This is a genomic window from Paucibacter sp. B2R-40 (assembly GCF_025717555.1).
Classification (GTDB): Bacteria; Pseudomonadota; Gammaproteobacteria; order Burkholderiales; family Burkholderiaceae_C; genus Paucibacter_A.
Window position 1 is genome coordinate 139,340 of the sequence record NZ_JAJIRP010000010.1, and the last position, 19,469, is coordinate 158,808.

17 protein-coding genes are annotated in these 19,469 nt (G+C 63.9%); 4 read left to right on the forward strand and 13 right to left on the reverse strand.

Annotated elements, in window-relative coordinates:
* Nucleotides 1–12: 12 nt before the first annotated feature.
* The 7 genes from LNV09_RS19590 to gcvPA form a co-directional block, all read right to left on the reverse strand.
* Nucleotides 13–789, reverse strand: a complete 777-nt coding sequence (locus tag LNV09_RS19590) for a sugar phosphate isomerase/epimerase family protein (RefSeq protein ID WP_263558755.1) — start codon at nt 787–789, stop codon at nt 13–15.
* Nucleotides 786–1,892: a Gfo/Idh/MocA family protein gene (locus LNV09_RS19595; protein WP_263558756.1), complete on the reverse strand. Its 1,107-nt coding sequence runs from the start codon at nt 1,890–1,892 to the stop codon at nt 786–788. Before LNV09_RS19595 ends, LNV09_RS19590 begins: the two co-directional genes overlap by 4 nt.
* On the reverse strand, nt 1,889–3,931 hold the full coding sequence (locus LNV09_RS19600; protein ID WP_263558757.1) for an aldo/keto reductase: 2,043 nt from the start codon (nt 3,929–3,931) through the stop codon (nt 1,889–1,891). Before LNV09_RS19600 ends, LNV09_RS19595 begins: the two co-directional genes overlap by 4 nt.
* Nucleotides 3,932–4,110: 179 nt before the next feature.
* Complete coding sequence (locus tag LNV09_RS19605) at nt 4,111–4,911, reverse strand: SDR family NAD(P)-dependent oxidoreductase (protein ID WP_263558758.1); 801 nt, start codon at nt 4,909–4,911, stop codon at nt 4,111–4,113.
* 64 nt (nt 4,912–4,975) lie between these two features.
* Entirely contained in the window at nt 4,976–6,118 is a 1,143-nt protein-coding gene (locus tag LNV09_RS19610) for an ATP-NAD kinase family protein (RefSeq protein ID WP_263558759.1), read from the reverse strand.
* Nucleotide 6,119: 1 nt separating this feature from the next.
* The gene (locus tag LNV09_RS19615; RefSeq protein ID WP_263558760.1) at nt 6,120–7,835 is read right to left on the reverse strand and encodes a glycine dehydrogenase subunit 2; all 1,716 of its coding nucleotides are present in this window, start codon (nt 7,833–7,835) and stop codon (nt 6,120–6,122) included.
* Nucleotides 7,832–9,235 carry an aminomethyl-transferring glycine dehydrogenase subunit GcvPA gene (gcvPA, locus tag LNV09_RS19620; RefSeq protein WP_263558761.1) on the reverse strand — a complete coding sequence of 468 codons (1,404 nt, stop codon included), beginning with the start codon at nt 9,233–9,235 and terminating at the stop codon, nt 7,832–7,834. The genes LNV09_RS19615 and gcvPA overlap by 4 nt, the downstream gene beginning before the upstream one ends.
* A gap of 208 nt (nt 9,236–9,443) precedes the next feature.
* Between gcvPA and LNV09_RS19625 the strand changes: the two genes are divergently transcribed.
* Nucleotides 9,444–10,202, forward strand: coding sequence for an MgtC/SapB family protein (locus tag LNV09_RS19625; protein WP_263558762.1), 759 nt, complete (start codon nt 9,444–9,446; stop codon nt 10,200–10,202).
* A 32-nt stretch (nt 10,203–10,234) separates the two neighbouring features.
* Nucleotides 10,235–11,557, forward strand: a complete 1,323-nt coding sequence (locus tag LNV09_RS19630; RefSeq protein WP_263558763.1) for a M1 family metallopeptidase — start codon at nt 10,235–10,237, stop codon at nt 11,555–11,557.
* Here the strand turns inward: LNV09_RS19630 and LNV09_RS19635 are convergent.
* Together LNV09_RS19635 and LNV09_RS19640 are read right to left on the reverse strand one after the other, a co-directional pair.
* Nucleotides 11,551–12,339, reverse strand: a complete 789-nt coding sequence (locus tag LNV09_RS19635) for an SDR family oxidoreductase (RefSeq protein WP_263558764.1) — start codon at nt 12,337–12,339, stop codon at nt 11,551–11,553. The two genes, LNV09_RS19630 and LNV09_RS19635, sit on opposite strands and share 7 nt — an antisense overlap.
* Before the next feature lie 103 nt (nt 12,340–12,442).
* Nucleotides 12,443–13,342, reverse strand: a complete 900-nt coding sequence (locus tag LNV09_RS19640) for a DMT family transporter (protein WP_263558765.1) — start codon at nt 13,340–13,342, stop codon at nt 12,443–12,445.
* A 272-nt stretch (nt 13,343–13,614) separates the two neighbouring features.
* On the opposite strand from LNV09_RS19640, the gene LNV09_RS19645 reads away from it, so the two are divergent.
* The gene (locus LNV09_RS19645; RefSeq protein ID WP_263558766.1) at nt 13,615–14,727 is read left to right on the forward strand and encodes a GGDEF domain-containing protein; all 1,113 of its coding nucleotides are present in this window, start codon (nt 13,615–13,617) and stop codon (nt 14,725–14,727) included.
* A 175-nt stretch (nt 14,728–14,902) separates the two neighbouring features.
* Entirely contained in the window at nt 14,903–16,468 is a 1,566-nt protein-coding gene (locus LNV09_RS19650; RefSeq protein ID WP_263558767.1) for a sensor histidine kinase, read from the forward strand.
* Between the two features lie 12 nt (nt 16,469–16,480).
* On the opposite strand, the gene LNV09_RS19655 is transcribed toward LNV09_RS19650, so the two are convergent.
* Genes LNV09_RS19655 through narJ form a run of 4 tightly spaced genes read right to left on the reverse strand, consistent with a single transcriptional unit; the run spans nt 16,481 to nt 19,466 of the window.
* The gene (locus LNV09_RS19655) at nt 16,481–17,182 is read right to left on the reverse strand and encodes a carbonic anhydrase (RefSeq protein WP_263558768.1); all 702 of its coding nucleotides are present in this window, start codon (nt 17,180–17,182) and stop codon (nt 16,481–16,483) included.
* Between the two features lie 15 nt (nt 17,183–17,197).
* Nucleotides 17,198–18,046 carry a peptidylprolyl isomerase gene (locus tag LNV09_RS19660; RefSeq protein WP_263558769.1) on the reverse strand — a complete coding sequence of 283 codons (849 nt, stop codon included), beginning with the start codon at nt 18,044–18,046 and terminating at the stop codon, nt 17,198–17,200.
* Nucleotides 18,047–18,060: 14 nt separating this feature from the next.
* Entirely contained in the window at nt 18,061–18,783 is a 723-nt protein-coding gene (narI, locus tag LNV09_RS19665; protein WP_263558770.1) for a respiratory nitrate reductase subunit gamma, read from the reverse strand.
* Nucleotides 18,780–19,466 (reverse strand): nitrate reductase molybdenum cofactor assembly chaperone, encoded by a 687-nt coding sequence (gene narJ, locus LNV09_RS19670; RefSeq protein WP_263558771.1) that lies wholly within the window; start codon nt 19,464–19,466, stop codon nt 18,780–18,782. The genes narI and narJ overlap by 4 nt, the downstream gene beginning before the upstream one ends.
* Between the last annotated feature and the right edge of the window lie 3 nt (nt 19,467–19,469).

Sequence of the window (19,469 nt, forward strand, 5' to 3'; positions counted from 1 at the left end):
TCCCCAATGTCTTCAAGCCAAATGGCCATTCAGATAGCTCAGGCCCAATGCCGCCGTGCGCGCAGGCTGGCTGGGTTGGTCATGCTCGACGATGAAGGTGTTCACATGCTGACTCAGCCAAGGCAGCCAGGCCGGCCAATCCAGCCGCCCCTCGCCTAGCGTGGCCCAGCCTTGTTCGATCTCGGCCAACTCGGCTCCAGGCTTGGCCAGATCCTTCACATGCACCGACTGCAGGCGCAAGCCGTAGCGCTCCAGCCATGCCATCGGTGCCTCACCCGCCCGCGCCACCCAGGCCACATCCGCCTGCCAGCGCAAAGCCGGCGCGGCCTCCAGCAAGGTCTCCAAGACCGTGCGGCCATCATCTGCCAGCCGCTCGAACTCGAAGGCATGGTTGTGATAGGCCAGCGTGATGCCTTGGCCCTGCAATGCCTGCGCATGGGCCTCCAAGCTGGCGGCCAAGGCCAGCCAGCCGGCGCTGTCCTGCGGCCGCTCGGACTCATCCAACCAGGGCATCACCAGCTGCGTGCAGGCGCAAGCCTTGAGCGCCGCAACGATCTCGTCCAGGCGCTCGGCCAGATCGCTCATCTCCACATGCATAGAAGCCAGCCTCAGGCCAGCGGCCTGCAGCGCGGCAACAAAGTCGCTGCGGCTCAAGCCATGCAAGGCCTCGGTCTCGACCCAGGCATAGCCGGCCTGTTTAGCGAGTTCCAGGCGGGCCGCCAGATCGCCTGCACTGCGCACGGTATAGAGCTGTAACGCGATACGCAGCCCGTCTTGCTTCGAAGTCATGCGCATTGCTCCTGTACCTGAAGGCTGGCGGCAAAGCCGGCCGGCACGGGCTCGGGTCTTGTGCAGCGGGTCTGCAGCGCCAGCGGGGATTGCTGCTCGGCCGACCGCAGAATCGCGTCCATCGCCTCCAGCACATGCAGCGCCATCTCGCCGCTCGCGCGGTGCGGGCGGCCGCTGCGCAAGGCATCGGCCATATCGGCTACGCCCAGGCCCCGGTGCCGGCCGGTGAAGGCCAGCGGCGCTTGCGCCACCCAGTCACCATCGGCCACACAGAGCTCGAGTTCGCCGCCGAACTGGTTCGGGTCCGGCAACACCAGGCTGCCCAGCTCGCCGAACAACTCGATATGGCTGCTCTTGTGCTTCCAGACATCGAAGCTGGTGCTCAGCGTGATGAAGGCACCCTGCTCAAAGGTCAGGCCGGCGACCAGATGGGTCGGCGTTTCGACCTTGATGTGCTCGCCCTGGCGCGGGCCACGCGGAATCTGCCGCGCCGGCCAACTCGTGTGAGCCATGCCGCTGACGCGCGTGATCGGGCCCAGCAATTGCACCAGCTGGGTCAGGTAGTAGACGCCCATGTCCATCAGCGGCCCGGCGCCGGGTCGATAGAAGAACTCGGGGTTGGGATGCCAATCATCGGGGCCGCGCTCCATCATCGAGGCTTGGCCGGCGACGATGCGGCCAATGCGAAGGGCGTCAACCAGCGCACGTGCAGCTTGGCCGGCGCCGCCCAGAAAGGTATCGGGCGCGCAGCCGATGCGCAGGCGCTGCGACTGGGCCAGCTCCAGCAGCGCGGCTCCGTCGGCAAAGCTGCCGGCCAGCGGCTTCTCGGTATAGAGATGCTTGCCGGCCTTCAGCACCGCCTCGCCAACCGCCCGGTGGGCAAGCGGCGGGGTCAGATTGATGATGATCTCGGCCTCGCTGCCGAGCAACTGATCCAGGCTCATCGCTGGCAGATCAAATTCGGCGGCGCGGCTCTGCGCGGCCTCAAGCTTGGCGTCGGCCACGCCTATCAGTTGCAGATTGCCGAACTGGGCCAGGCCTTTGGCATAGGCCGGGAAGATGTCGCCGGCGCCGATGATGCCGATCGAAGTAGCTCGGGTCATGCCGGTGCCCCCTGTTCGGCCAGGTCCAGCCAGGCCATTTCTTCAGGCGTCAGCTGCACGCTCAAGGCCCGCATCGAACTGGCGGTCTCGGCGATGCTGCGCGGGCCGATCAGGCTGAAGGCCGGGAAGGCCTGCGCCAGCACCCAGGCCAGCGCGATATTGATCGCCTGCACGCCTTTCTCGGCGGCCAACTGCTGAGCACGGACGCGGCGCTCGAAGTTGGCGACGCTGTACCAGCAACGCACCAGCTCCTCGTCCTCAAGGCGATCCGGGCCGGCGCGGTCGGTGAAGAAACCACGCGCCTGCGAGGACCAGGCAAACAAGGCCAGCCCCTGCTCGGCCAGCTGCCGGCGCGAGGCCGGGTCGCCGGCCGACACGCAACCGCGCCAGATCGGCGCCTGCATGCGCGCAAGGCTGAGCTGGTTATTGACCAAGGAGAAACCTTGCAGACCCTTGGCCGCCGCGTAGGCATTGGCCTGCGCCACCCGCTCCAATGACCAGTTAGAGCCACCAAAAGCTTTGAAGCGTCCCAAGCGGCGCTGCTCATTGAGCGCCTCGACAAACTCGCCCACCGGCACCTCGGGGTTGTCGCGGTGCAGGATGTAGAGGTCGGCATGATCGGTTTGCAGGCGCTCCAGACTCTCGGCCAGCTCACTGCGCATGCCTTCGGGTGTGCAGTTAGGGGTGTGGGCACCCTTGGCGATCAAGACGATCTCGTCGCGGATGCCGCGGGCGCGCAGCCACTGACCCAGAATCGCCTCGCTGTGGCCACCCTCGAAGTCATAGACCCAGGCGGTGTCGAAAGCATTGCCGCCGCGCTCGATGTAGTCATCGAACAGGGCCGCGGCATGGCTGAGGTTTTCCTGGTTGTCGACACCCATGATCAAGCGCGACACCGGCTTGCCCTCCAGGCCGGAGACCTGGCCGTAACTCATCACCGCATCGGCGCGGCGGGCGAGCGGCAAGCCGGCCAGCGTCTGGCGGCCCTGCATGGCGGCTTCGGCCTCCTTGGGATAGGACAGGCCGATGGCCTGACGCCAGCGGTCCATCACGGCCAGATTGGCTAGCGAATCCGCAGCGTTCATGGCCGGATGGGGAACGGACGCCGTCTTCACGGCCTTCGCAAACGCATCCGCCTCATAGGCGTAGAGGCCACGGTCGCTTGAGATGGTCCAGCTTTGCGCCAGCGCTTCATCCACATAGAGCTCGATGCGGCTTTCGCCCGCTTCTGCGCCGGCACCGTACCAGGGCTTGGGCACGACCAACGCGCCTTGCGTGCCGCCGATGCGCAGCGACTCTTCCTGCTCGAAGCGCACCGCCGTGCTCAGCTGTGCGACGATGTCGCCGGGGAACAGCAAGGTGGCCGTAGCCCATTCATCAACCGGACCGCTGGCACCCTCGTGCAGCTTGCCCATGGCCGTCAGCTTGAGCGGCTCGGCAAAGGGCAGACCCTGGGCCACGCCTGCGATCAAGCGCGCCATCGAGACTGGATAGCAGCCGACATCCAGAATCGCGCCACCGGCCAGCGAGGCCTCCCAGGTGCGCGAGCCGACACGCGGCGTCGAGCTGTAGCAAAACGAAGCCTGGATGTGGCGCACCTCACCGATGGTGCCGGCACGCAGCAACTCCACCAGCTTGGCTGTTTGCGGCAGGCAGCGGTACATAAAGGCTTCCATCAGCACCCGACCGGCCCGCTCGGCTTCGTCGAAGGCGATCATCGCCTCGGCATGATTCAGACCCAGCGGCTTCTCGCACAGCACATGCTTGCCGGCACGCAGCGCCCGCACGGTCCAGTGCAGATGTTCGGTATGCGGCAGGCCGATATAGACCGCCTGCACGGCAGGATCGGCCAACAAGGCCTCGTAGCTGCCATGCGCCTGGGCCGGATAGGCCAGCGAGCCATGTCTATCGACAAAGGCCTCAGCCTTGGCCAGCTCACGACTGGCCACTGCCACCAGCGCGCCACTGTCGGTCTGTGTCAAACCCTGTGCGAAAGCGCCCGAGATGTTCCCGGCGCCGATGATTCCCCAATTGAGCATGATGTATAAATTGAAACGTTATGATTTATGAATGTGACAAATATATTTCCGGCATGCAACTCAGAACAACAGTGAAAACCCGCTGTGTCGGAGGTCACGCCAAGGCGAGCTCACACGAAGCAGCTGAGGCCAAACGCCGCAACCTGCGAAGCCATTGGCAAGGCGCATCAAATGACCCATCAAGCCGAGCCCGCCAGCCCGCCGCCGTCCACTACATAAGCGGAACCGGTGACAAAAGACGAGCGATCACTGGCCAGAAACAGCACCACCTGCGCGATCTCGCGCGCCTGCCCGACCCGCATCAGCGGCCGCGCATTGCCGGCCTCAACCAGCGCCATGTCGGCCAGGCCGAGCTGCTGCGCCTCGTTGCGCAGCATCGCGGTGTCGGTGTCGCCAGGGCAAACGCTGTTGACACGGATCTGCTGCGGCCCATGGTCGACCGCCATCGCCCGCGTCATATTCACCACGGCGCCCTTGGAGGCGCAGTAGGACACCGCATCCTTGCCGCCGACCAGGCCCCAGCCGGAGCCCGAATTGATGATGCTGCCGCCGCCCTGTTCCGCCATCACCGGCACCGCGTACTTGCTCATCAGGAAAATCGACTTGACGTTGACGGCCATCACCGCATCCCAATCGGCCTCGCTGGTATCCACCACATTGGCGCGCCGCGTAATGCCGGCGTTATTGAACAGCACATCGAGGCGGCCGTAGGCGGCCAGCGTCTCTTGTACGCTGCGCTGGCAATCGGCGGCCAACGCCACATTCGCCTGTACCAGCAAGGCTTGGCCGCCCGCCGCCTCGATCTCCCGCACGGTCGCCGCCGCGCCCTCGACGTTCAGATCACAGACCACCACGCGCGCGCCTTCCGCGGCGAACAGCAGCGCGGTGGCGCGGCCAATGCCGGAGCCGGCGCCGGTGATCAAGGCCACCTTGCCACGCAACTCACCCGAACTGCGCTCACCCATCGTTGTTGCTTGCATCGTGATCATCTCTCGTTCCCTCGCTTGCCTCGTTGTTTGATCTGCCCTGTTCAAGAGCGGCTCGCTACTCTGCCACCAAATTCAGCATCGCCCGGTCACGCGGGCCGCTCAGCACGCGCACCGGGCCGCTGAACAGCGCGTCCACTTCGGCGCAGGCACTGTCCATGCGCAACAAGCCGGCACATTGACCCGCCAATGCTTGCAACTTGGCCGGCGTGATCAAGACCGTCATGGCGGCCGGCCCGATCGCCCGCAAGACCCGCGCGCTCAGCGGCGCATTGCCGCGCCCAATCACATGCCCTTGGCCACCGATCGCCGTCAACCACAGGCCCGCCCGACGCGGCGTCGCAAGCAAGAAGTCATGCAACTCTTGCTCCGTGGCATCACGCAGCCACAGCTTCCCGTCAATCACAAGGTCCACACCGATCAAGCTGCCCGCAAGCTTCAATGCCTGCTTCAAAGCCCAGGTGGTGGAGCCCGGCCCGATCACATGGACGCCGCGACTCAGCTCGGCCACCAAGCTCTGCGCCAGCGCAGTGGCCGCTTCCGAGTCGCACGGCAGACTGCGTGTCTTGCGGCCCTGCAAGAGGCGCGGATCGGTGGGCGTGGCCAAGTAGCCATGCAGCTGAGGCAAGACCCGACCCTCCCGCAGCGCCGCCTCATCCATATCCATCACTTCGCGCGGCTCGGTACGGCGCGCTCGCGTCGCCAAGAATGCACGCGCCAGCCGCCCGGCCGCAGCCGGACTGACACCAAAACAAGCCGACTGCATCTTCACCCCGGCCGGGATGCCCAGCACCGGCAGCGCCTGATCACCGTCCCCACCGGACAAGGCGGCCGCCAGCACGCCGGCCTGCACATCGCGCGCCGTGCCGTCGCCGCCGGCAAACAAGAGCAGATCGACCCCAAGCTCGCGCATCCGGCGCGCCAAGGCCCGCGTATCGGCAGCGCTGCTCGGCCCCGGGTGCTTGAGCGCCAAGACCTGAGGTGCTGCGCCCCGGCTGCGCAGCAAATCCTCGCCCATGGCGCCGGGTCCGCTGATCCAATCGATGCTCGACCCAAGTTCACAAAAACTGGCCAAAGCGATGGCCGCCCTGTCACTGGACCAAACGGATGCCGCACAGCCCAAGCCATCGCTGCCATGCAGGCCCAGCTTGCCGCCGGCGCCCGCCAGCGGGTTGATGATCAGGCCGACGCGTGGCCGCATCTCAAAGCGCCCGGTCCATCGCAGTGGGCGTGGTCACGCCATTCTCGGCCAGCTTACGCTGCCAACCGCGCCAGGTGATCGCCCAGCGCTTGGGGTCATCCAGATAAGACTCATCAACCCGCCGCGTCGGGCAGTTATGCGGTGCGCTGCGCAAAAGCTCCGGCTGGCTTCTCGCCTCGTCGGCCACGCGGCTCATGATCTGCGCAAACTCATCCAGATCGGCACGCGAGTAAGACTCGGTCGGCTCGATGGTGGCGGGCTCCGGCACCACATAGGGGTGATGGCTGGTCCAGTAATGCACGCCGTAGTCGGCGGCGCGCAGGCCGATGTCACCCGAGTGCACGCCGGTCTCGGCGCACAGCTCGGCCCAGCTGTAGCGCACCTGCTCGATGCGCCGTTTGCCCGGCGCATAAGGCGCCGACAGACCTCGAATCTTCAGCAATTGGCTCATCATGTAGTTGTTATTCAGCACCGCGATCTCGGCCACCTCGCGCAGACCCGCCGCGCCCAGATTCATTACCCAGGCATAGGCGCGCAAGACGATGCTGGCCGTGCCCATAAAGGCCGCCACCTTGCCGATTGAGCGCTCGCCGCCCTGCTCTATGCGGTAGTCGCCACCTGGATCTTTGACGATCACAGGTCGGGGCAGAAACGGCGCCAAGGCCGCCGTCACCGCGCAGGCACCGACTGCTGGTCCGCCACAGGCGTGCGGGGTCGAAAAAGTCTTGTGCAGATTGAAATGGCAGAGATCAAAGCCGGCCTCGCGCGCCCGGGTGATGCCCAGCAGGCCATTGGCATTGGCCTGGTCATAACAGGCCAGCGCGCCGACCGAGTGGGCGGCGGCCACGAACTCGCGAATCTTGGCGTTGAAGATGCCGGTGTCTTCCGGGTTGGTGATGATCAGCGCCGCGGTGCGCGGGCCGACCGCCGCCTGCATCGCCGCCAGATCGGGGTAGCCCTGGGCATCCGGGTAGAGCGTGATGACCTTGTAGCCCAAGACCTTGGCGCAGGCCGCGTCGGACGGGTGGCTGAAGATGGTCGTGATGATCTCGTCGCGCACATTTGCGCCCCCTGAGCTGTCGCTTCGCGCCAGCCCCCCCGAGGGGGGCGAGCTGTCTTGGGAGCGGCCCGGCGACAACTCGGCAGCCTCACCGCGCGCCTCGAACCAGGCCCGGATCATCGCCAGATTGGCATAGATCGCTTGCGAGCCCGAGCGTGGCTGCAGGCTGACGGCGTCCATGCCGGAGACCTCCTTCAGCACCTGCTCCATCTCATACATCACATGCAGAATGCCCTGCACCGTGCTCTCGTCTTGCAGCGGATGCAGCTCGCTCATGCGCGCATCGCGGGCCAAATGCTCGTTGACCTTGGGGTTGTACTTCATCGTGCAAGTGCCCTGGCCGACGTCGACATTGAAGTCGGCACCCAAGGTCTCTTGCGACAAGCGCAGATAGTGGCGCAGCACGCGGTTCTGGCTCAGCTCCGGCAGCGCCGGCGGCTTCTTGCGGCGCATGCCGGGCGGCAGCGTGAACAGCACATCATGCGCGGCGGCCTCGATGGCCGGCTCCAGCTCGGGCGTCAGCAAGGCACGCTCCCCCGGCTGACTGAGCTCGAAGATCACCGGCTCGTCCCAGCGGGCTTGCTGGTAGCGGCGCAGATTGGGTTTGCCATCGGTGAAGCGGTGGGCGGAGATGTTTTCCATATTGACGTGATTCATGAGGAGAGGACCTCGCGCAGCGCATCCACCAAGGCATCGATATCGGCCTGGCTGTGGACCTCGGTGAAGGCATAAAGCGCGGACTGGCCGAGTGCGGGGAAGGCCTCGGACAAATCATGGCCGCCGAAGATGGCGCGCTCGCGCAAACCCGCGTTGACCTCGGCCACTGTTTTGCAGCTGGGGGAGAAGTCGAGCACGAACTCCTTGAAATGCACCGGGCCGGGATGGGCCAGGCGCAGGCCAGGCAAGGCGCTTAAGCGTTGGCGCGCATAGGCAACTCGTTTCATGATGCCCTCTCCCAACTCCACCATGCCTTGCGGCCCCTGGCTGGCCAGAAAGACCCCGGCGGTGATGCCCCACAAGGCCGCGGCCGTGCCGACAAACTCGTTGCCCTGCTCACGCTTGTCGAAAGAGGTGCGCTGGTAGGCCACGTCCCCAAAGCCGTATTGTCCCGGCACCGAGGTCGGCGCGATGCCGAACAAGCGCGATGGGTATTGCATCAGCAAGGCTTCCTCGTCGCGGCTGGCGATAAAGCCGCCATGCCCGCCGCCGTAGCTCATATGCATGCCCAGGGTCTGGATGTCGCCACAGACGATGTCGGCGCCATAGTCGCCGGGCGGCGCCAGCACCCCGAGCGAGAGCGGATCAACCCCGACGATCAGCATCGCGCCGGCCGACTTTACCAACCCGGCGATCGCCTGCCCCTCGTCAATGCCGCCGAAGTAATTCGGTACATCCAGATAGAGCGCCGCCACCTGCTGGCTCAACTTGGCGCGCAAATCGCCCCGGTCCAAGAGGCCGGTGATAGGGTCAAACGCGACCTCGACGAATTCGATCTCGCTGCGGCCGTAGGTCTTGATATGCGAGCGTTTGTCGGCGCTGGTGTTGGCGGCCAGCAGCACACGCTTTCTGTTGCTAGGTCCGCTGTAGCGCGCCGCCATGCAGCAGGCGGTGGCTGCCGCCTGCATGCCGTCATAGGTCGGCACGCTGACTACGTCCAAGTTCAGCAGCTCGCCCATCATCGAGCAATACTCCCACAACGCCTGGAAGCGGCCATGGTCGTCATAGGGCTCACCCGCATAGGCGGTCAGGAATTCGCTGCGCCCGTTGATCTCGTCGCAAATAGCGGGCACATGGTGCTGGTAGCAGCCGCCACCCAGAAAACTCAAGACCTCACCGCAATGGGTATTGCGCGCCAGGATGGCCTGCACATGGCGCTTCAGGCGCGCCTCGGACAAGAGCGGCGCCGGCAGATTCAACGGCCTGTCCATGCGCAGCTCGGTCGGCACATCGGCATAGAACTCCTCGACCGAGGTGGCGCCGGTGGCGGCCAGCATCGCGGCCTTGACCGCAGGCACAGAGTTCGGAATATAGGGGTAGACCTGGGGCTTGCTTGTCATGTTCGCGTTGCCTGCTGCAGAGTTCGTTGGCGAGCCCGCATTTCACGCCGATGTCTGCCGGCTGACAAACGAGGAAATTTTTTCAACGCATTAGTTGAGCTAATTCATAAAAGCCAGGTTAGAGGCCGGCAACAGTCCGGGCCGCAGCTCGCCCCGAGCTTGGCCAGAAGCGGGGTAGCATCGAATCCACAACAGCAGGGGATTCGCCTTGAACCTACTCGACCTCGATCACCTCTTGCGCTACTGGACCGCCGAGCAATGGCAGGCCAATGTGCTGATGCTGTTTCACCTGCTCGGCGCGATGGCCTTGGGCCTGGTCTTGGGCTATGAGCGGGCCTATCACGGCCGCGCCGCCGGCATGCGCACCTATGCACTGGTCTGCATGGCCTCGACCGGCGTGATCATCCTGCTCGCCTACCCGCAGCAATGGTATGGCGGCCTGCAAGGCGGCAACGTCGCCCCGCTGTTGGCCGACCCGACCCGGGTCATCCAAGGCATCGTGACCGGGATCGGTTTCCTATGCGCCGGCGTGATCATGCGAGAGGGCATGAATATCAGCGGCCTGACGACCGCCGCCTCGCTTTGGGCGGCATCTTCGATCGGCATTTTGCTCGGCATGGGCTTTTATTTCGCCGCCATCATGCTGACGCTGCTCTGCGCCAGCTTGATGATGTGGGGCGCCAAGCTGGAATCGCACTTGCCCTCGCATCCTGCCATCGCGGTGATGTTGCGCGGCGAGCCCCAGCGCAGATTTGCCCAGCAAGAACTGGCCGAGTTCAGCAATAGCTTGGGCTTTCGCTTTGCGCCCGGCTCCCTCAGTGTCGTGATGGTGGGCGAGCAGGAAGAATGGCGCTTTGTCTGCACCGCCAAGCAAAATTTTGGCGGCCAAACGCTGACGCGTTTTGCCAGCCGCGTGACCGAGATTCCGGGCGTGGTCGAGTACCGCGTGACGCATGCCAGAAACTGATGTGATGCTGCCCTAAGCTTTAAACTGGACGCATGCGCCTATTCTCTTGGGACCGTCCCGTTTTCGCCGCTGCCAGCTTGACCTTGGCATTGAGTGGCACAGCATCACAAGCCCAGTGGCTGGCCCCTGCTTATGAGCTCAGGCTGCATCCCGACTTCGAGGCCAAGACCGTGACGGCGCAGGCCGCTATCAGCCTGCGCCGTGGGGCCCAGCTTCAAGACGAGTTGCGCCTGAGCGCGCCGGACCTGGAGATTCGCAGCGCCAGCATCGAAGGCCTCGCCCTGAGCCCCGAAAAACGCGAGGGCTATTGGCTGATCAAACTGCCCCCGCTGCTGGCCGCAAGGCTGGAGATGACTCTACAGCTGGACTATCTAGCCCGCGCCGGCGAGGGGCTGGTGTTTGGGGCCGACTATGTCTACACCGCCTTTCACACCTGCCGCTGGCTGCCCTGTGTGGGCTCCGATCTGGGGCGAGCAAGTCTGAAGACCACGCTGGATCTGCCCGCCGGCTTCAGTTCCTTGGCCAGCGGCGTGCCGCTCGCGCCGCCCGTGCCGCAAGCTGCAAGAGCGCAGCAATGGCTGGAAGCTGCGCCCTACCCGCGCTATACGCTGGGCTTTGCGGCAGGCCGCTTCACACAAAGCAGCGAAAGTGCGGGTGACAAACAGCTGCACTATTTAGGCGTCAGTGACGAAGTCGCCGCGCTGCAAGCCAAGTTCAAAGCCACGCCCGCGATGCTGGCCTTCTTCAGCGCCAAGGCCGGCTTGGCCCTGCCGCACCCCAGCTACAGCCAATTGCTGCTGCCCGGTGGTGTCGCCCAGGAAATGAGCAGTTATGCGGCCATTGGGCACAAGATGCTGGACCCCATCCTGGAAAACGAGCAAGAGGACTGGGTAATCGCGCATGAATTGGCCCATCAATGGTGGGGCACTTGGATCAGCTGCGAGCAATGGAGCGAGTTCTGGCTCAATGAAGGCATCACCGTCTTCATGACCGCCGCCTGGAAGCAGCAACGCTGGGGCGAGGCCGCCTACCAGCGCGAACTCGACATTGCTGCGCGCGGCTGGCAGCGCGCCAAGGACGCCAACTTCGACAAGCCACTGAGCTGGCCCGGAGACTACCCCAGCCTGAGCCTGAAGCGGTCCATCCACTACAGCAAGGGCGCCCTCTTCATGCACGCGCTGCGCCAGGACTTGGGGGAGGACGCCTTTTGGGCCGGCTTCAAGCGTTACAGCCAAGCCAGCGCCGGCCGGCAGGTGCGCGCCGCTGATTTGCAGACCGCGATGGAAGCGGCTGCCGGGCGCAGCTTGCAGCCGCTTTTCGATGCTTGGGTTTACGCCGCCTCAAGCGGTCAATAGACGCCGGGATAGGCGCCACCATCCAGCAAGATGTTTTGCCCGGTCAGGTAGCCGGCCTGCTCGCTGCAAAGCATTGCGCAAATGGCGCCGAACTCGGCGGCGCTGCCGAAGCGCTGAGCCGGAATGCCGGCGCGGCGTTTGGCGGCGAAATCCTGACTGGAAAGACCCGTCTTGGCGGCGCCTGCGGCAAAGGTCTTGTGCAAGCGTTCGGTCTCGAAAGCCCCGGGCAGCAGATTGTTGATCGTCACGTTGCGCCCCGCCAAGGCCGGCTGGCGCGCCAGCCCGGCGACAAAGCCGGTGAGGCCAGAACGCGCACCATTGCTCAAGCCCAAGACATCGATCGGTGCCTTGACCGCGCCCGAGGTGATGTTGATCACACGGCCAAAGCCGCGCGCCGCCATCGCGTCCACGGTCGCCTTGATCAACTCGATCGGCGTCAGCATATTGGCATCGATGGCAGCCAGCCATGCGGCCCGGTCCCAGTCGCGGAAGTCGCCTGGCGGCGGACCGCCAGCGTTATTGATCAGGATGTCGATTTGCGGGCAGGCCGCCAGCGCGGCTGCACGCGCCTCGGGCGTGGCAATGTCGCCGGCCACGGTCAAGACCTGCACGGCTGGATTGAGCAGGCGCAGCCGCGCGGCCGTCGCGGCCAAAGCTTCGCTGCCGCGCGCGGTGATCACGACATGACAGCCCTCACCCACCAGCGCCTCGGCGCAGCCCGCCCCCAAGCCCTTGCTCGCCGCACACACCAAGGCCCAGCGGCCCTTCAGTCCTAGATCCATTGCTTTCTCCTTAACCAGGACTTGCGCAAAACTATTCCGGCTGGGCATGACCCCGTAAGCAGCACACCCTGTACGACACCGGGGCGGTTTTGCGAAAGTCCTATCAACGCCATTTCGTCAACAACCAAACCCCGCTCAAGACCAGCAGCGTACCCGCCGCCACCCAGGGCGTGAAGGGCTCCCCCAGTATCACCACACCCATCAAAATCGTCGACATCGGCCCAATCATGCCGGTCTGTGCCGCCAAGGTGGCACCCAGACGCTCGATCGCCATCATCACCATCAGCACCGGCGCGAAGGTGCACAGGGTGGCATTCAGCACCGACAACCACAAGACCTGCGGCGCCACCGCGAAGGCAGAACTCAAGGGCCGCAAGACCAAGAACTGCGCAATGCACAACAGACATGCGACCGTGGTGGCCAGGCCGGTCAGGCGCAGAGCACCCAAGCGCTTGACCTCCTCACCGCTGTAGAGCAAGTAGACCGCATAGCTGATCGCGCTGCCGAACACCAAGGCTGCGCCGAGCAGCGCATCGGCCCCCTGAAGATGCAGTTCCTGGCCAAACACCAGCAGCACGCCGGCATAGCTGATGGCCAAAGCCGTGAGTTGGCGCGCCGTCACCCGGCGCTTGAACAAGAGCCATCCGAGCAGTAACACAATGGTGGGATTCAGGTAAAGAATCAGGCGCTCAAAACTGGCACTGATAAAGGCCAGCCCTGCGAAATCCAAAAAGCTGGCCAGGTAGTAGCCGCTGAAGCCCAGACCCATGACGGCTATCCAATCGCGCCGGGTCAGCGCCGGCTTGCCCCGCCCGGCCCACAGCGCCAAGGCCACAAACAAGGGCAGCGCGAACAGCATGCGCAACATGATCAGGGTGACGGCATCAACACCATGACGGTAGGCCAGCTTGACGATGATGGCTTTGCCGGAAAAGGCCACCGCGCCGAGCATGGCCAAGATCAGGCCGGGCCAGAGCGGTTTAGGGGGGTTGTGCGCAGACATTGCTGCGATTCTAGTTTCCGCACCGTCTCGCAAGCCTTGCGTGCATTAATTGGCACATCACCGGGCGACTTATGCCTAACGATCAATTCACCCTTATGCCGGCCGAGGCTGCTGCCGATACCAGCGGGTGCCGGCCTAGCTGTTTGATTTGCAGTGCGACGGCAAAGCCACAAGCGAGAGTCGAACCTGCGCGCTTGGCCAAAAGCATCTTTGACCGGGTTCGGCTTCAAGAATGACCCATCGCAACAGCGCCGGGAATGAGGGAATTGAGCATGAGATACAACGACAGCATGGCACGCAGTGCCGAACACCTGCGTGCCGCACTGCCTTTGATGACCAAGCAGCGGGCCGCCCTGCATCCGGCCAGTTATGCCGTCTGGTATGAGTTCGTCAGCGGCAGCAACCCCAAACTGAACCAGGCGCTGCAGATCCATACCGCCGCAGGCCATACGCTGGACGAGGCGCAAACCTGGGCCTTGTACCGCGAACATGTTTGTGACTTGGACCCTTCGCTAGGCGGCAAGATCGCCGACGGCTTCAGCCAGGTGCTTGATTCCATGGCCGCCTCGGCCAGCCAGGCGGGCCAGGAGTCCGCCCGCTTTGACAGCTCGCTGACGAGCTGGGTCGAGCAGCTTTTGAGCAATCCGCCGGCCCAGACACAGGCCGACGTACTGCAGGAGCTGCTCAGCGGCACACGCGAAATTCGCGGCGCTTTAAGCGAGTTGCAGCAACGCCTGGACAGCAGCCAGGGCGAAATCCACAGCCTGCGCGAAGAAGTGCAGCGCGCCCGCGGCGAGGCCTTGCTTGATGCCCTGACTGGCCTGGCCAATCGGCGGGCTTTTGATCTGCATTTGCAGCAATGCACCAGCAATCCCCCGGCCGATGGCGAATTGGCCCCTTGTCTGGTGCTGGGAGACATCGACTTCTTCAAACAGGTCAATGACAGCTACGGCCACGCCTTCGGCGACCGCGTGCTGCGGGCGGTGGCGCAAACCCTGAAGGGCGTGGCAGCGCAGGCCGACAAGGGCGGCAAAGGCAGCCATCGGGACAATCAGGACAATCGGGACAAGCAGGCAAATGGAGGCAACGGGGGCGAGGTCACGATCGCCGCACGCGTCGGGGGCGAAGAATTTGCGATGTTGCTGCCCAGCGGTAATTTGCAACAGGCCCAGGCGATGGCCGAAACCATGCGCAGTTGCGTGGCGGCCAGCCGCATCAGACGCGGCGACACCGAACAAGACATCAAGCGCGTAACGATTTCCCTGGGCGTCACGCAGATGCGCGTTGGCGAATGTGCCGAGACCTTCTTCAAACGCGCTGACCGCGCCCTCTACGCTTCTAAACACACGGGACGCAACTGTGTCACCGTGCTGGCCGCTGCTTAGCGCGTACTCAAAGCGATGCAACGCGGGGAAATTCCTGACAACAGTCTGTTCCAGCGGATCCAAGTTACCTCTACACTGAGGCCTCCGGAATTCGCCTCAGCACCATGCCCATCAGCGCCTTGTGGACGAAAAGCAATGCCCAAAGACTCCGGCCTAAGCCCAAGGGACGAAGCTGATGTTTGAGCGCGCTTCGCTTCGCTATGCGGTGGTCATCGCTCTGTTGATTGGTCTGCTGGTGCCCACCGCTGTGGCGCTGTTCTTGGACGCTCAATCGACCCGCAGCACGGCCAAGGAGATTTTGCACAAAGACCTTGAGCGCATCACACAGGTGATGGCGCTGTCGCTGGCGGAACCGGTCTGGCAGGTTTCGCCCGATTTGGCCGAACCCATGATCAAGGCGCAAGGTGACGACCCCCGCTTCATCTCGGTGGTGGTACGCGAGCAGTCCACAGCCGCCCCCTTTCAAGAGCAGCGCTGGCCTGAGCGAGCCGGTGATCCCGACCTGACCCTGAGCAAGACCTTGGCCGTCAAACGCGACGGCCGCCAGATCGCTGAGCTGACCATTGAAATGAGTGCGGCACCACTGGTGGCGGCCAAGCAGGCCGATATGCTGCGCACCATTTGGCGCAGCGTGCTGACCCTGACCTCCTCGTCGATCCTGATTCTTTGGGTGATGCGCCGCCGCGTGCTGGCCCCGATGACACAACTGACGCAGGCCGCCGAGGAACTCGCCGCCGGCAAGTTGGAAAAGCCGCTGGCCTTGGGCGGCCACGACGAAATCGCGCGCGTGGGCCTGGCCATGGAGCGCATGCGGCAATCCTTGCTCACCGCCTTTGAAGCATTGCGCCAACACGCCAACACATTGGAAGAACAAGTCGAGCAGCGCACGACCGAACTGACCGCCAGCAATGGCGAATTGACCGAGGCGCTGTCCCATCTGAAGACCGCACAACATGAGCTGGTGGAGTCCGAGAAGCTGGCCTCGCTGGGCCGCTTGGTGGCCGGCGTTGCGCATGAGTTGAATACGCCGCTGGGCAATTCGCTGACGGTGGTGTCTTCGCTGGAGGACCGCTACAAGGCCTTGGAGGAAATGCTGCAAGGCAATACGCCGATGCGGCGCAGCTTGCTGGAAGACCTGGTGCGCGATACCCGGCGCGGCCAGGACATCTTGCAGCGCAATGTGCAAAAGGCCGCCGATCTGGTGCGCGACTTCAAGCAAGTTGCCATCGACCAGACCACCGACCTGCGCCGAGATTTCGAGTTAGCACGCGTGGTCGAAGACGTGTTGATCATGGTGGAGCCCAGCTTCAAACACACGCCTTTCATCATCAAGACCGAGCTCGACGCGGGCCTCAAGATGAACAGCTACCCTGGGTCCCTGGGTCAGGTGCTGACTAATTTACTGATCAATGCCTTGGTACATGGATTCGAGGGCAAGACCAAAGGCCTGGTCATGATTCGCTGCGCGCAACTCAGCCGCGACGAAGTGGAACTGAGCATCAGCGATGACGGCCGGGGCATGGACGAATCGGTACGCAGACGCATCTTTGACCCCTTCTTCACGACCAAGCTGGGCACCGGCGGCTCTGGGCTTGGTATGCACATCGTGCACAACATCGTCACCAATGTCTTGGGCGGTCAGATCGAAGTGATCAGTTCACCCGGCAACGGTGCGCGCATGATGATTCGCCTGCCGACGGTGGCGCCTGAGCGCGGCGGCGCCGAAGCGTCGCTGCACTGATCGCTTAATAGTTTAGGTCCTCGGCGCCCAGGCGTCGTTGATCTCGTTGAACAAGGCGCCGGGGTCTTCGGCGTGCGCACGGTAGGGACCGGTGCCGCTGTGTTCGGCGCTAGAGGCCGGCACAAAGCGCCCCAGATTGACGTCAAACACATTGACCTCGCCGGCCTCGATCACGCAGTGCCAACCGTGCAAGGCGATCTGCCCCGCCTCGACACGCGAGCGCACCATCGGGTAGTCCATCAGCCGCTCCAACTGCAGCACCACCGAGCGCTCCTCGGTGCGCCGCAGCGCCTCATCGCTGAGCTGCACCGGCAAGGTCGCCTCGCGGCCCAGTTCCAGCCAGGACTTCAAATTGGTGGCCTCGGCGGGTACCTCTCCGTACAAGGCGCGGATACCGCCGCAATGGCTGTGGCCGCAGACGATGATGTGCTGGACATGCAGCGCCAGCACCGCGTATTCGATCGCGGCGGCGGTGCCGTGCAGGCCGCTGGAGCCGTCATAAGGCGGCACGAACGCGCCAACGTTCCTGACCATGAACAACTCGCCCGGCCCGGCGCCGGTCAGCATATAGGGCACCAGACGCGAGTCGGAGCAGCCGATGAAGAGCGTGGTCGGATGTTGGCCTTGAACAACCAGATCCTTGAACTGCGCCTGGTACTGCGGGAAGTAGTCGGTGTTGAAACGACGCAGGCGCCTCAGCAATTCGTCGCTCATAGCCTGATGCCGAGTTCACTGCAACAGCGGTGAATCCGCCGTTTCCAGCTCTAGCCCCTGCAGCTCCGCCTCACCTGCCAGCAAGCTCAAATACTGGCGCAGCGCCGTCATATAGGCCTGCTGACGCAAGACCTGCCCGATCGCGCCCTTGACGGACTCGAACTGCTGGGCCACCCCGGCCTCGCGGGCCAGCACCTGGATGATATGAAAGCCAAAGCGCGTGGTGATCAGGCGCGGCAGCACGCCGATATGGGCGTTAGCTTCGTCTTGCGCAAACAAGGCTGAGGCGAACTCGGGCGCGCAGTCCTGAGCCTCCAGCCAGCCCAGTTCGCCACCCTCAGCACCGCTCGGGCAATTGGAGTTGTCGGCGGCGGCCTTGGCAAACGCGGGGCTGTCCAAGGCTTCGCAGCGCAATGACACCAACAGAGCTTCGGCCCGCTGGCGCAAGGCCGGCACGTCGACACCCGGCGTTACAGCAAACAGAATATGCTTGGCCTGCACTTTTTCGCCGACATGGTAGCGGGCCGGATGGGCGTCGAAATAGCGCCGGCAACTGGCCTCGTCGGGCTCGGGCAATTGCAGCTCGCGCTCCAGCAGGGCCAAGGTAGCGTCGGACGCCGCCTCGCTCAGCACGCCGTCCAGCGAAGGCAGATCACCAACCGCCAGCAAGCCCTCACGCTGCGCAGCCTGGCGCAACAGCTCGCTATAGGCTCGTTGGCGCAGCGCCTCCGGGTAGGGCGACTCGCCTTCGCCATGCAAGGGCACGCCGTTGACCATCGCCACGGCCACTTTGACATCGTCAACAGTCGGTGCCTTGCTGGCGCAGCCGCAGCTCCCGCTGCCACATCCTTGTTCTTGGCTCATGCTGACCTCCTCTATCAATGTTGTTGCGGTTGATTGTGGCCAGGCGGCAGCGACAAACGCCGGCTGCGCACCATCTGGTAAGGCCTGAACAAATAGGCCACCGTGCCGAAGCCACTCCACACATGCACCAAGCGGGTGAAGGGGAAGACCAGGAACACCGTCATCCCCAAGAACATATGCAGCTTGAAGACCCAAGAGGCATGGGCCAAAAACTCGACGCCGCCGGACTGAAAGGTCACGATACGCTGGGCCCAAGCGGCCAGGTTCATCATCATGCCGCCGTCTAGATGTTGCGCCGACAGCGGGATGGTCGCAAGGCCCAGGGCCAGCTGAATCCACAGCAACACCAACAACAATATGTCGCTGGTCTTGGAGTTGATACGGATGCGCTCATCGCTCAGTCGCCGGTGCAGGAGGATGGAGACGCCGGCAAAGCCCAGCACACCGGCGATGCCGCCGCTGATCATCGCCATCAGCTGCTTGTTGCCGGCGCTGATGAAATGCTCGTACATGAAGTGCGGCGTCAACATGCCGAAGGTGTGGCCGAAGAACAGGAACAGCACGCCGACATGGAACAGATTGCTGCCCCAGCGCAGCGAGCCCGCGCGCAGCAGCTGCGAGGAATCGCTCTTCCAGCTGTACTGGTCGCGATCAAAGCGCAAGAGGCTGCCGACCAAAAAGACGGCCAGGCAGATATAGGGGTAGATGCCAAAGAGGGCAAAGTCGAGTGAATTCATGGTCGCACTCCTTCCTGATGGGGGGCTGTTTTTCTGACGATATGAATTGGCTGTGGCGCACCGGGCTTGCTCTGACCTTTGGACGAGCAGCCATCAAAGGCAGCCGGTTCTTGCCAAGCCTCATCGAGCGACTCGTCAACGGTGATCTGCACCGCCTGCGGCTTCTCACCGGCCAACTCCAAGACCGCGCCAATCGCAGCGGCATAGGGGTTGTCACGCTTGATCAGGCCGCTGTGGATGGCGTTCAAGATATGCGCCATCTCGGCCAGAAAAGCCTTGGCCGTCTCGGGCAGCTGGGTGGACGCGAACTCCAAGACCACCGGCAAGTAATCCGGTAGCTCACTAGCTTCAAAGAACATGCCGCCGGCCGCGTAGGTCTGCTGCAGGTCGATCAAGGCCGGCCCACGGTCGCGCGAGTCGCCGTGTACATGCTCGAACATATGCAGGCTGGTCGCGCGGCCGCGATCAAAACTCTCGACATAGCGGGCTTCGACCTCGTAGGCATCGCCTTGCTGCAGCGTCCGGCTCAGCGCCTTCATCTCTGCCAAGCGGGCGGGGCTCAAGGCGCCTTCCGCCGTCAAGACAGCAAACAGTTCGGGCAAGGCCGCGCGCATTTCGGCGCGGGGGTAGTCGAGTAAGCGGGCCAGCACACAGCAGGATTTAGAGAAACTAGTTGATTTCATGGT